This is a genomic window from Chelativorans multitrophicus (genome assembly GCF_011317445.1).
In the GTDB taxonomy this organism is placed as follows: domain Bacteria; phylum Pseudomonadota; class Alphaproteobacteria; order Rhizobiales; family Rhizobiaceae; genus Chelativorans; species Chelativorans multitrophicus.
The window spans coordinates 1,066,839-1,079,658 of sequence record NZ_JAAAPL010000001.1; the positions used below are offsets into that span (position 1 = coordinate 1,066,839).

General features: G+C 61.8%; 12 protein-coding genes. 4 read left to right on the top strand and 8 right to left on the bottom strand.

Annotated elements, in window-relative coordinates; genetic code table 11:
- Positions 1–39: 39 nt before the first annotated feature.
- Positions 40–1,542: an IMP dehydrogenase gene (gene guaB, locus GNP00_RS05220; protein WP_011579814.1), complete on the top strand. Its 1,503-nt coding sequence runs from the start codon at positions 40–42 to the stop codon at positions 1,540–1,542.
- Between the two features lie 75 nt (positions 1,543–1,617).
- Here guaB and GNP00_RS05225 read toward each other — a convergent pair whose 3' ends face one another.
- Both GNP00_RS05225 and GNP00_RS05230 read right to left on the bottom strand, forming a co-directional pair.
- The gene (locus GNP00_RS05225; protein WP_011579813.1) at positions 1,618–2,322 is read right to left on the bottom strand and encodes an MIP family channel protein; all 705 of its coding nucleotides are present in this window, start codon (positions 2,320–2,322) and stop codon (positions 1,618–1,620) included.
- Between the two features lie 105 nt (positions 2,323–2,427).
- A complete protein-coding gene (locus GNP00_RS05230) occupies positions 2,428–3,324 on the bottom strand; it encodes a hydrogen peroxide-inducible genes activator (RefSeq protein ID WP_011579812.1) in 897 nt (298 codons plus the stop codon).
- 259 nt (positions 3,325–3,583) lie between these two features.
- On the opposite strand from GNP00_RS05230, the gene GNP00_RS05235 reads away from it, so the two are divergent.
- Positions 3,584–4,867: an RsmB/NOP family class I SAM-dependent RNA methyltransferase gene (locus GNP00_RS05235; RefSeq protein WP_011579811.1), complete on the top strand. Its 1,284-nt coding sequence runs from the start codon at positions 3,584–3,586 to the stop codon at positions 4,865–4,867.
- A gap of 6 nt (positions 4,868–4,873) precedes the next feature.
- Here the strand turns inward: GNP00_RS05235 and GNP00_RS05240 are convergent, their stop codons facing one another.
- The 5 genes from GNP00_RS05240 to GNP00_RS05260 are packed head-to-tail and all read right to left on the bottom strand — an operon-like array spanning position 4,874 to position 9,734.
- Positions 4,874–5,623 (bottom strand): ABC transporter ATP-binding protein, encoded by a 750-nt coding sequence (locus GNP00_RS05240; RefSeq protein ID WP_011579810.1) that lies wholly within the window; start codon positions 5,621–5,623, stop codon positions 4,874–4,876.
- The gene (locus GNP00_RS05245; RefSeq protein ID WP_011579809.1) at positions 5,620–6,426 is read right to left on the bottom strand and encodes an ATP-binding cassette domain-containing protein; all 807 of its coding nucleotides are present in this window, start codon (positions 6,424–6,426) and stop codon (positions 5,620–5,622) included. The genes GNP00_RS05240 and GNP00_RS05245 overlap by 4 nt, the downstream gene beginning before the upstream one ends.
- On the bottom strand, positions 6,423–7,280 hold the full coding sequence (locus GNP00_RS05250) for an ABC transporter permease (RefSeq protein WP_011579808.1): 858 nt from the start codon (positions 7,278–7,280) through the stop codon (positions 6,423–6,425). The genes GNP00_RS05245 and GNP00_RS05250 overlap by 4 nt, the downstream gene beginning before the upstream one ends.
- Positions 7,277–8,230: an ABC transporter permease subunit gene (locus tag GNP00_RS05255; protein WP_041544453.1), complete on the bottom strand. Its 954-nt coding sequence runs from the start codon at positions 8,228–8,230 to the stop codon at positions 7,277–7,279. The genes GNP00_RS05250 and GNP00_RS05255 overlap by 4 nt, the downstream gene beginning before the upstream one ends.
- A gap of 43 nt (positions 8,231–8,273) precedes the next feature.
- Positions 8,274–9,734 (bottom strand): ABC transporter substrate-binding protein, encoded by a 1,461-nt coding sequence (locus GNP00_RS05260; RefSeq protein ID WP_246259229.1) that lies wholly within the window; start codon positions 9,732–9,734, stop codon positions 8,274–8,276.
- A 356-nt stretch (positions 9,735–10,090) separates the two neighbouring features.
- On the opposite strand from GNP00_RS05260, the gene GNP00_RS05265 reads away from it, so the two are divergent.
- Positions 10,091–10,522, top strand: a complete 432-nt coding sequence (locus tag GNP00_RS05265) for an OsmC family protein (protein ID WP_049764623.1) — start codon at positions 10,091–10,093, stop codon at positions 10,520–10,522.
- Between the two features lie 15 nt (positions 10,523–10,537).
- Here the strand turns inward: GNP00_RS05265 and GNP00_RS05270 are convergent, their stop codons facing one another.
- The gene (locus GNP00_RS05270; RefSeq protein ID WP_041544451.1) at positions 10,538–11,200 is read right to left on the bottom strand and encodes a DUF2161 domain-containing phosphodiesterase; all 663 of its coding nucleotides are present in this window, start codon (positions 11,198–11,200) and stop codon (positions 10,538–10,540) included.
- A gap of 193 nt (positions 11,201–11,393) precedes the next feature.
- Between GNP00_RS05270 and GNP00_RS05275 the strand changes: the two genes are divergently transcribed.
- Entirely contained in the window at positions 11,394–12,809 is a 1,416-nt protein-coding gene (locus GNP00_RS05275) for a mannose-1-phosphate guanylyltransferase/mannose-6-phosphate isomerase (RefSeq protein WP_011579803.1), read from the top strand.
- The last annotated feature ends 11 nt before the right edge of the window (positions 12,810–12,820 follow it).

The following is a 12,820-nucleotide window of genomic DNA, read 5'->3' on the forward strand; positions in this document are numbered from 1 at the left end:
CAACGGCCAGCGCCTGTCGTATATTTTCAGGATTGGGCAATGGCAAAAATTATCCAGACTCCCACCGGCGCGGAAGCGCTTACTTTTGATGACGTGCTTCTCCAGCCCGGTCATTCAGAGGTCATGCCTGGCCAGACGGATGTGAGCACGCGGATCGCCGGCGACATCGAGCTCAATATTCCCATCCTTTCAGCCGCCATGGACACGGTGACGGAGGCGCGGCTTGCAATTGCCATGGCGCAGGCGGGCGGCATCGGCGTGATTCACCGCAATCTCACGCCTGCGGAGCAGGCGGAAGAGGTGCGCCAGGTAAAGAAGTTCGAATCCGGCATGGTAGTGAACCCGGTCACCATCGGCCCCGACGCCACGCTTGCCGATGCTCATGCCCTGATGGGCGCTCATCGCATATCGGGGATCCCGGTTGTGGAGAATGGCGGGCTAGGTGGTCATACGGTCGGCAAATTGGTGGGTATCCTCACCAATCGCGATGTACGCTTCGCCTCGAACCCGGCGCAGCCCGTGCGCGAGTTGATGACGCATGACCGGCTGATCACCGTGAAGGAAAGCGTGAGCCAGGAGGAGGCAAAGCGCCTCCTACATCAAAACCGTATCGAAAAGCTGCTGGTTGTCGATGATGCCGGCAATTGCGTTGGTTTGATCACCGTTAAAGATATAGAGAAATCCCAACTCAACCCACATGCAAGCAAGGACGCGCAAGGCCGGTTGCGCGTGGCCGCAGCCACCAGCGTGGGCGATGACGGATTTGAACGGGCCGAGCGGCTTATCGATGCCGGAGTGGACCTGCTCGTGATCGATACGGCCCACGGCCACTCGCAACGCGTGCTGGATGCCGTGAAGCGGGCAAAAATGTTGTCGAACGCGGTGCGGATCATAGCCGGCAACGTCGCCACAGCGGACGGCACAAAGGCTTTGATCGATGCGGGCGCAGATGGCGTGAAGGTGGGAATCGGCCCCGGCTCGATCTGTACCACCCGCGTTGTAGCGGGCGTGGGTGTGCCGCAACTCGCCGCAATAATGTCCGCCGTGGAGGCAGGGCAGAAGCTGGGCATTTCCATCATTGCCGATGGCGGCATCAAATTTTCAGGCGACCTTGCCAAGGCGCTCGCCGCCGGCGCAAACGCGGCGATGATCGGCTCGCTTCTGGCCGGTACGGATGAGAGCCCTGGCGAGGTGTTCCTTTATCAGGGCCGATCCTTCAAGGCATATCGGGGCATGGGGTCGGTCGGCGCGATGGCGCGCGGCTCGGCAGATCGCTACTTCCAGGCGGAAGTGCGTGATACGCTGAAGCTCGTTCCGGAGGGGATCGAGGGGCAAGTCCCCTATAAGGGCCCCGCGGCCGGCGTCCTGCATCAGCTCACCGGCGGGTTGCGGGCAGCGATGGGTTACGTGGGGGCACACAATCTGAGAGAATTGCAGGAGAAGGCCACCTTCGTGCGCATCTCCGGCGCCGGTCTTCGTGAAAGCCACCCACACGACGTGACCATCACGCGCGAAAGCCCGAACTATCCGGGCGCGTCATGAGACAATAGAACCCTGGAAGGTAAGACAAAAAACGCCCGGCAAGCCGGGCGTTTTTATTTCTGGATATTTGCTAGATCAGGCCTTTGCCTTCTTCAAAAGGTCCGCCTGCGTATTTTCAAGCGCATGCGACTTGTAGACGAGCCCGGCCAGAGCACCGCCGATCAGCGGAGCGACGATAAAAAGCCACAGCTTAGAGATCGCCGCGCCGCCCGAGAACAGAGCCGGTCCGATCGATCGGGCCGGATTGACCGAGGTACCGGTGACGGCGATGAAACAGATATGGATCGCGGTGAGTGTCAGACCGATAACAGCGCCTGCCATTACCGTCGTGTGACGCTCGGAGGTCGCGCCCAGGATCACCATCACGAATATGAAGGTGGCCACGACTTCACCAAGGAAAGCAGCACTTGTCGTATATTCGCTCCAGCCATTCGCGGCGAGATTGGCGGGCGCGCCACCCGTTTTGCCCGAGGCAATGATCCAGAGCACCAGAGCGCCGAGAATGCCGCCCGCGACCTGTGCAATCATGTATGGTGCGACGTCCTTCGCCGGCAATCGCCCGGCAAGAAAAGCACCCAACGTTACAGCGGGATTGAGATGCGCACCCGAGACCGGGCCAATCGCGTAAGCCATTGCCAAGACGGCCACACCAAAGGCAACCGCGATGCCCAGCGCTCCCCCCGTAGGAATCAGCGGCCCGAAGCCGCCGAGCACCACACTTCCGCACCCGATAAATACAAGGCAGAATGTGCCAAATACTTCCGCTATGTAGGCTTTCATAATCGAATCATCCCCACAATTGTAAAAGCGATGAATCATCCTACAATTTATTTTTGAAAGCAAGTTTTTGGGCTCTTGGCGGAGAGGCTCACCGCAATTCTACTATTATAACCGATGCAAATCTTTGACGGTTTTACTTAAAGCAGCAAAGTCGGCTTCGCGAGTATTGGTCTTGCGCCAGGAAAGACATATGGTGCGCGCCGGCGCAGGATCGACAAACGGCAGGACGCGAAGGCCCTGCTGAGCGTCCGCCGACTCGCGCGCCATCTCCGGGACCAAGGTCACCCCGAACCCGTGAGCGACGAGTTGCAGCAGGGTCATGAGGCTCGTCGCCCCCAGGCTTGCCATCGTTATGGGCTTAACCATACCGCAGATCGCCAGCGCCTGGTTGCGCATGCAGTGACCGTCCTCAAGCAGCATGAGCCGCTCCAGCGCCATGCTCTCCTGCGCCACAGGCGGTGCCAGCCGTTCCGCGTCCACTTCGGGAACCGCAAGATAGAACCGATCCTCGAAGAGCATCTCGCTTTTGAGTTGCGGCGATTCAATGGGAGCGGCGGCGATCATGCCATCGAGCCTCCCTGCGCTTGTCTCCTGGATAAGCGTGTCCGTTACCGCCTCGCGCACCTCCAGTCTGAGGGAAGGGAAGTCTTGCTTGAGCTTCGGCAAAAGGCGCGGCAGAAGAAAAGGCGCCACCGTTGGGATGATCCCCAAGCGGAACCGCTCCCCCAGCGCGTTTTGGTCGCGCCGGGCCATATGCTCCAGATCTTCCACCTCCGCCAGGATCCGCTCGATGCGCGGGCGCAACTCCTGCGCCTCCTGGGTGAGCCGGACGGCTCCACCGCCCCGCTCGAAGAGCTGAAAGCCAAGCTGCGCTTCCATCTCGGCTATTTGTGCTGAAAGCGCGGGCTGCGTCACGCCGCATGCGGCGGCAGCCCGGCCGAAATGCAGGAGTTCAGCCAAGCGCTGAAAGTATTGCATTTGGCGGAGGGTCAAGCGCGTCATAAAGAAATCTTATCGCAGCGACGACGAGAGGCAACCGGCCATTATCACGAACAACGGGCTGTTTGGAATTGTTCCGAGCATCATGCGCTGGAAAAACGCAGCACTGCCAGAGCGGGATTACTGCCGCTCCCCCTAATAGCAACGCCTGCCGCTGACCTCCACGCGCGAGGCAATCCCGGAGCTTTTGTCTTTAGCCCTTGTGAATTATTCCACCAGGCGTTAGCCAAGGCCCAAGACGGGTTTACCGGAAAGGCTCCACATGCGACTGGGCGGGCGGCTTGCTGCGGCCATCGAGATTCTCGAAGACATCGAAACACGACATCGCCCCGCGGCCGATGCCATGCGGGACTGGGGTCTTTCACATCGGTTCGCTGGAGCCGGCGACCGAGCCGCAATCGGCAATTTCGTCTATGACGCGCTGCGCCGCCGCCGCGCCGCTGCATGGATCTTCGATGCAGATTCGCCCAGGACGCTGGTGCTGGGCAGCTACCTCCTGGAAAGCGGCGTTCTTCCCCAGGAACTCGGCAGGCTGATCGCCGACGACCGGTTCGCGCCCTCCATGCTTACGGAGGCTGAACTGGCGGCGCTTCAAGCCCGGCTCTCGGAAGAGCTGCCTGCGCCCGCCCGCGCCAATGCCCCGGAATGGTGCGAGCCGTTGATGGAGGAGGCCTTCGGCGCCGCATGGGTGGATGAAGGGGCTGCCCTCGCCTCGCGCCCGCCCCTCGACATGCGCGTCAACCGGCTGAAAGCATCGCGCGAGAAGGTGCTGGCGAGTCTCGCGCGTGCCGGCGCCAAGCCCGCCCGCATCGCGCCCAGCGGCCTGCGCATCGCGCCCATCTCCGGCGATGGCCGTCATCCCAATATTCAGGCCGAACCCGCCTTTCAGAAGGGCTGGTTCGAGGTGCAGGATGAAGGCTCCCAAATCGTGGCTGAGCTTGCAGGGCCTGCTCAGGGCAGCCAGGTGCTCGATTTCTGCGCCGGTGCGGGCGGCAAGACGCTCGCCTTCTCGGCCATGATGGATAATCGCGGCCAGATTTATGCCTTCGATGCCGACAAGCAGCGTCTGGCCCCCATTTTCGACCGACTCAAGCGGGCGGGCTGCCGCAATGTGCAGGTGATTGCGGACGAGGGGCAATTGACGCGCCTCGAAGGCCAGATGGATCTCGTCGTGGTGGACGCGCCCTGCACAGGCTCCGGCACCTGGCGCCGGCGTCCCGATGCCAAGTGGCGCCTGACCGCACAGCAGCTCGAGGCGCGCCGGGCCGAGCAGGCCACAATTCTTGATGCTGCCAGCCGCTATGTGAAGCCCGGCGGCCGGCTCGCCTACATCACCTGCTCGATCTTCCAGGAGGAGAATGCAGAGCAGGCTTCCGCCTTTCTTGCCCGGTCGCCTCAGTTCAGCGCTGCCGATCACGGGGCTCTCTGGCGCGAACGCTTCAATAGCGCGGCGGCAGAGCCGCGCATCGGGAACGGCATAACGCTGACGCCTGCCACCACCGGCACAGACGGCTTCTACTTCGCCTGCTTCGGGCGCGCAGCCTAGAGCCCGTTATGGCACCGGCATACGCGGTACGCTCGCGAGCAGCTTCTGCGTGTATGGATGCTGCGGGCGGGCCAAAATCTCGGATGTGCGGCCGCTTTCCACGATCCGGCCCCTCTCCAGAATGATGATCTCTTCGCAGAGCGACGCCACCACCCCAAGATCATGCGAAACGAACAAGATGGCCATGGCCTTCGATAGGTCTCTCACAAGCTCCACGATGCGAATGCGGGTGGAAAGATCAAGAGCACTCACCGCCTCGTCGGCCAGGATCAACTGCGGACGCGCGACGATGGCCCGGGCGATAGCGATGCGCTGGCGCTGGCCACCGGAGAACTCGTGCGGATAGCGGGAGATTGCATCGGTAGGCAAGCCGACATCGCGTAAGGCAGCCTCGATGGCGGGGCGGCGGGGCCCGGAGATGCCAAGCGCCCGCAGAGGCTCGGCAATGATCGCCTCCACCTTTTGCCTCGGATCGAGCGAAGAATAGGGATCCTGGAAAACCGCCTGCACCGCCCGGCGATAACGACGCATGAAGTCGCGATTGCCTGGCTCCAGCGCCTCATTCCCGAAGCGGATCGCGCCGGAACTTGGCCGCGCAAGCCCCAGGAGGAGTTTCAGGATCGTCGATTTGCCCGAGCCCGACTCCCCCACCAATCCGACATTCACACCCGCCTCAATCTTAAACGAGACATCATGCAGCACCTGCTGCTGGCTGGAATAGCCAAAGGAGACCGCATCAAAAGAGATCAGGCTCATCGGATGGGCTCCAGTGCCTGATCAAACGCGGCGGCGGCCGAAACGAGCGTCTTCGTGTAATCATGCGACGGCGCAGAGAAAACCGTTTTCACCGGCCCCTGCTCGACCAGTTCGCCACGGCGCAACACCGCCACCTCCTCTACCACGCGTGCAACGACCGGCAGATCATGGCTGATGAAGAGCAGCGCCATCCCGTTCTCCCGAACGAGATCCGACAAAAGCTCGAGAATCTCGGCCTGGGTGGTGACGTCCAAGGCCGTCGTGGGCTCATCCGCGATGAGGAGTTTGGGACGGCAGGCAAGCGCCATGGCGATCGCCACGCGCTGGCGCTGTCCGCCTGAGATTTCGTAAGGATAGGCGTTCATTATGCGATCGATGTCAGGCAGTGAAACCCGTTCCAGAAGGGAGCGCACCTCGCGGGCAACCGCCTTCCGATCGAGCGCCCTCCCCTCGCGGCGATAGCGTCGGACGAGCGGCTCGGCCACCTGACGGCCCACCTTCATCAAAGGGTCGAGCGCGGTGAGCGGCTCCTGGAAAACCGTCGCGGCCACCGCCCCGCGCAGCGGCACAAGCTCTTCCTCCCGTGCACCGACCACCTCCTTGCCGTCGAGGCGGACCGAACCTTTGACGCTGATGTCCGGCGGCAGGAGGCCAATCGCGGCAAGCGCCGTCAATGATTTGCCGGAGCCGGATTCCCCGATCAGCCCCAGGCGCGCGCCTGGCCCCACCGCGAGCGAGAGATTGGAAACCAGGTTCTGCCCGCTGCTTTCCAGCGTGAGCCCTTCGATCACAAGCAGGCTCATCGCGCGCGCCTCCGTGTCGGATCGCCTATGTCGCGCAGGCCATCGGCGAGGAGGTTCATGCCGATCACCAGCGAGACCAGCGCGAGGCCCGGCGCGACTGCGCCGAATGGAGCGGTGTAGACCGTGCCCTGCGCCTCCTGCAGGAGACGCCCCCAGGACGCATTGGGAGGCGGCGCGCCCAGGCCGAGATAGGAGAGCGAAGCCTCTGCGATAACGGCCAGCCCGAACTGGAGTGCGAAATTGACCGAGAGTGTCGGCCAGATATTGGGGAGGACATGGCGGAATACGATGCTCGGCCAGGAGGACCCGGCGGTACGGGCGGCCGTAATATAATCCATCGCCAGCACACGCTTTACCAGGATGCGCGTCAACCGTGCGACAATGGCCGAGATCGCGATACCCAGCGCCAAAATGGCTGAGAGGAGACTTGCATTTCCCGTTGCAGCCACGACGAGCATGGCAAGCAGAAGCGTTGGGAAGGCGATGAGAATATCGAAGGTGGCGGCCAATGCGTCGTCTAGATAGCGGGTGGCGAAGGCCGCCAACACGCCGAGCGTTACCCCGATTGCCGCCGCGATCGCCACCGCCCCGGCACCGACAACCAAAGCGATGCGCGAGCCGATCATGATCTGCGTGAAGAGATCGCGGCCCAGCCTGTCGGTTCCCGCCGGATGCGCCCAGGACGGCGCCTCCAGCCGCCCGCCTGCCATGCCCGTCGGGTCATAGGGCGTCCAGACCAGCGTCAAAAGCGCCACTGCCAAATGCAAGCCGACCAAAATCAGGCCGATGCTGAACGTAAGTGACCGGCGGGTGCGGCGGGTGCGCTCCGCCTGCGGCTCGGCAAGGACGGTCATCGACGTATATTCCCCAGCTTTTCGCGCAGGCGCGGATCGATCCAGCGCTGGGCAAGATCGGCGAAGAATCCGATAAGCAGCACGAGCAACGTGGAAATGAAGAGCACGCCCTGGATGTTGGGATAATCACGCTGCTCGATTGCGAGAAGCAGCATGGAGCCCAAGCCCGGCAGCGTGAATACGCGCTCCACCACCACCGCTCCCAGAAGCGTCGTCGCAAGCTCGATGCCGAGGATAGAAACTACCGGCACCGCGCCATTGCGGATGCCATGTCGAATGAGCGCTTCCGCAAAGCCCGAACCAAGTGCCCGCGCCGTGCGCAGATAGTCGCTGCCCAGCACGTCCTGCGTAGCCGAGCGGACATAGCGCAACAGCGAAGCGGACATGACGACGGCAATCGTCACGATTGGGAGAAACAGCGCCCGAAGCGCCTCAAAGGGGGCGGCCCAGCCCTGCGGGGGAAAGCCGCCGGAAGGAAAGAGCCGCAGGTTCACCGCAAAAAGCGTCACGAGGAGAATGCCGACCCAAAAAACGGGAATGGCGATGCCGAGCTGCGAGATCACGGATATCAGGGCGCCAAACCAGCGCTCCGCCTTGACCGCGGACAGTATACCGAGCGGCACCGCGATCAGCACGGCAAGCATGAAGGAAAGCAAAGTCAGCGGCACGGTGACCGCCAGGCGGGCCAGGATCTCCTGAAGCACGGACGTGCGGCTGACGAAGGACGTGCCAAGGTCGAGCCGGGCCAGGCTGGTGAGAAACTGCAGGAACTGTTGCGCGAGCGGCAGGTCGGAGCCGACCTGGCGGCGCGCTGCCTCGATCTGCGCCGGATCGGCGCCTACCGAAACGAGCGCGTTGGCGGGATCTCCCGGAAGGAGACGCAGCAGAACGAAAAGAACGATGCTCGCCACAAGGAGCGAGAAAAGGAGGATGGCGAGCCGACGGATAATGTAAGCGAGGATTGGCCCCTCCTTCCGCGGCTCGCCTGAACGACTACTGCGCGCGCTTGGTAATATCGTATGCGAAGAACTGCGAGTTGAGCCCGTTCACCGGATACCCGCTGACCGTCGCGCTCGATACCACGATCTGCGGATAGAGATAAAGCCAGCCGCTAGCAGCGTCCTCGGCGATGATGCGGTTTGCCTCCTTAAGCTTCTCAACCTGCTCAGCCTCACTGGCACTTGTCTCGGAGGAAGCGATCAGTTCCACAACCTCGGGATTGTTGTAGCCCCAATAAAAATCCGGATTGCCGTAGAAGACGATGTCGCGGTGGTTCACATGCTCCTGGAGCGTCGCCTGGAAATCGTGCGCCTGATAGATCTTGGTGTACCACTCATTGGCGGTGATGATGTTGATGTTCACGGTGATGCCCACCTTCGCAAGCTCGCTTTGAACGAACTGCGCCACGATGGGATGCGGATCATAGTTGGGCGTCTCCAGGGTGAAGGTGAACCCGTCCGCATAGCCTGCTTCCGCCAGAAGCTGTTTCGCGCTTTCCGGATCATAGGGATCGACATCGGTGAGGTCGACATACCAGGGGTCCGTGGGCGGGACGAAAGAGCCGATCAAGGTGCCATAATCGCCCCATATCGAAGAGAGGAGCCTTTCCTTGTCGATGGCGCGCGCGATCGCCTTGCGCACCTTGACGTTGCTGAACGGCTCGACGCGATCATTATAGGCCAGCACTTCCTTGGTTGTGGACTGGCCCTCCGTCACAATGAAGGCGGGGTTGTCCTGAAACTGCGCCAGCGAATCCGGGCTCTGTACACTGGTGATGATGTCCACAGCACCGGTCAGCAGCGCGTTGTTGAGGCTGGTCGCCTCCGTGAAGTAGTTGAAGGTCACGCCGCCATTGGCGGGCGCATCGCCCCAATAGTCTTCGAACGAAACCAGGCTGATGCTGGAGCCGCGCCGCCAGGCGTCAAGCCTGTATGGACCAGTGCCATCCTCGCTCGAAGTAAGATCGGTGGCCTCGTCGTTGACGATCCAGACATAGGTGAGGTTATAGGGCAGCGAGATGGAGCGCTCGGAAAGGCGGACAACCACTGTCCGCTCGTCCGGCGTTTCGATGCTGCTGATGGTGGACAGGCTCTTCTTGCGCGAGCTCTTGGAGTTTTCGCTCGCTACCCGCTCGATGCTGTATTTCACGTCGGCAGAGGTCAGGGGATCGCCGGAATGAAACGTAACGTCCGGCTGCAAGGTGAAGGTATAGGTCAGGCCGTCATCGCTCATCTCGTGCTCAAGCGCGAGCTTTGGAACGACCTCGCCGTTATCTTCGAGCTGGAAAAGCCCCTCATAGACATTGCCGTTGAAGGCTTCGTTGATCCCCTGGCCGGCGCCGGCGGTGTTATCCAGGTTCTGCGGCTCGTAAAGCGAGCCGATCCGAATGACGGCGGCGGCATCAGCCTCGCCCTCCTGCGCCCCGGCCCGGCCAAATGCCGCCAGGACCAGCATGGCGGTCGCAGCGATGAGAAGGCCATGGTTCTTTCGAGTCCGCATTCTTGTCATAGTTCTCTCCTTGTCGGCGCAATCTCGGGGCCACTGCGAGCTATTCGAGCCAGGGCCGGAAGCCTGAGGCCGGAATTTAGACTCCATCCAATTTCCCCGCGAGGCAATAAGGTTCCTTCGCCAGCGCAATTTTCGCAAAGTTAAACATTGGACGGCTTGCGGCGAGTTCATTTTTTTTAGGGACTATATCGGCAGCTATCCAGCAATTGCGGTTTGGGCTTGCTTGATCTTCCATCTCTGGCGCCGCCCATCAATACCGCCTACCTATGTTGGCCTGCTGCATCAATTTGAGAAATCAAGTCATGGTCAATATCGTCAAGCGTTCCATCGTCGTCGGCGCCACTCTGCCTGGCAGGGGCCAGGGAAACGTCACCGCGCGCTCGGGTGCAAGCCTCGATATCGCCGGCTATGCCTCGGAAAGCGGCATGACGCCGGTCGAGATGATGGACGCGGCGCTCGCCGGTTGCCTGGTGCTCAGTGTGCGCATCGCCGCCCGCAGTTTCGGCTGGCATGACCGGCTCCTCTCGGTGAAGGCCGATGTGAAACATGAGAAGGCGCCTGATGCCCCGTCGCGCGTTGCCGCATTCGACTGCGCCTTTGAGATTGAAGGAGATTTCACGCAGGACGAGCGTAACGCCTTGATCGGCGAGGCCCATCGTCTGTGCACCGTGGGCAACACGCTGGAGCAGGGCGCAGTGATCCGCGATGTCGCCAGGATTCCTGAGGGGGAATGATCGTCCCGTCCGCGGCTAAGCCGAAACCCCCAATTTGGACCACTCCAATGCAGCCGCCCGTCCCTTCTCCGTGAGGGCGTAGATGCCGCGCTCCACCCGGTCAAACCAGCCATAGACGTTATGGCGCAGGATCTTGGGCGCGTCGGGAACAGCAGGCTTGAGATCACTGGGCCGCTTCGGCCCTTCGGCCAGCGCGCAGGCGCAGATAAGCGCCTGCTGGCGATAGGCCGTCATGATTGGCCTTCTTGTTCCGCCGCCAGCGACGGGATCGCCCTGCCGGCGCCGATGCTCCTCCAAGAGGCGTGACCGGCGGCGGGCATCACGGCGCGGCATCGGCGCGGCGGGGCTGACGAGAATGGAGACTTCACCATTCGAGGCCACCGCGAGCATCCCAAAGCCGAGCCTGCGGCAGAGATTGCGGAAACGTGCATCGCTTTCGCGGCCTTTGCCGCGCAGAGAAAGCCGCGCGGCGAGCCACACCTCATCACAGGCGGTCGCACGGTCTACCGCCTGCAGGACAAGCTCAAGGTTGAAACTCAGCTTCAATTCGCCAATCACCACAACCGGCGGATCATCGCCCTTCACCGCCACGATATCGCAGCCGCCCACCTCGCCCTTGACGGTATAGCCCAGCCCTTCAAGAAAATTCTTCACCGGGCGATAGAGGGAAGTTTCCAGCGCATCCTCCGGGCCGAATCACAGCGATAGGCAGGCATATATCAGACTGAAAGCGGTAGATGCTTCAACCGCGGGCTTGCCGGCAATGATAAATTGACTTGCCTATGGCTTGAGGCCGATGCTTAAGCGATAGACCCGCAAACTGATAGCAGACCGGCGCTAAAGTTAAACCAAAGGCCACGGAGATGGGGGAATGACCGTTACGCCAATCATCATCAGCGGTGGAGCAGGCTCCCGCCTGTGGCCGCTGTCGAGAGACGCGCACCCGAAGCCTTTCATCGAGTTGCCCGACGGCACAAGCCTCATCAGCCGGACCTATGGCCGGGCGGCGCGGCTTCAAGGCGTGGAGCGAATCGTCACCGTCACCAATCGCGATCTCCTCTTCCTTACCGCCGATGTCTACGCGGCTTCCGATGCTCCTCGGCGCAGCAACGGCTATCTCCTCGAGCCATTCGGGCGGGATACCGCCGCCGCCGTTGCTCTTGCCACGCTCCACGTAAACGAGGCCGAAGGGCCTGATGCCGTCCTCCTCGTTCTTCCTGCGGATCACCTGATCGCCGACGAAGACGCGTTCGCAGAGGCAGTTGGCAAGGCTGTCGAAATGGCGCAGACCGGGCGCATCGTCACCTTTGGCATTGTGCCGGAAAGGGCTGAGACCGGTTACGGCTATATCGAGGCAAAGGGCGGCAGGGTGCTGCGCTTCGTGGAAAAGCCCGACGCCAAAAAGGCCGCCGATTATGTTGCAAGCGGGCGTTTCTACTGGAACTCCGGCATGTTCTGTTTCCCTGCTCGCACGATGCTCGAGGCAATGGAAGCACACTGCCCCGAGGTGCTGGTAGGGGCTCGCGCCGCCTATCGAGCCGCGCGCAAGTTCAACGCCGATGACCGCGAGGTGTTCGAGATCGACCGCGACAGCTTTGCGGCCACGCCCGCCATTTCTCTCGATTACGCAGTCATGGAGAAGGCCGAGAATGTGGGCTGCATCGCGCTCGACTGCGGCTGGTCCGACATTGGCTCCTGGTCCGCCGTGGCGGAGCTTACGCCCGCAGACGAGAACGGCAACCGCTTGCGCGGGGAGGTCCTGCTCGAAGACACCAGCAACAGCTTCGTGCATTCGGAGCACCGCTTGGTCGGCCTTGTCGGGGTCTCCGATCTCCTGGTTGTCGACACGCCTGACGCCCTGCTCGTGGCTCATAAGGAGAAGGCGCAGGAGGTAAAACGCCTTTTCAACCGGCTGAAGGAGCAGGGGCACCACGCGGCGAAGCTGCATTGCACGGCGCACCGCCCCTGGGGCACCTACACCGTTTTGGAGGAGGGTGACCGCTTCAAGATCAAGCGCATCGAGGTAAAGCCCGGCGCCAGGTTGAGCCTGCAGGCGCATCATCACCGCTCCGAGCACTGGGTTGTGGTGAGCGGCACCGCCAAAATTGTCAATGGCGATCAGGAAATCCTGCTTGCGACGAACCAGTCCACCTATATCCCCTGCGGTTTCAAGCACAGGCTCGAAAACCCCGGCATATTGCCGCTCGTACTCATAGAGGTGCAGAGCGGCGACTATCTGGGCGAGGATGACATCATCCGCTTCGACGATGTCTATGGGCGGAACTGAGGTGGCCTGAA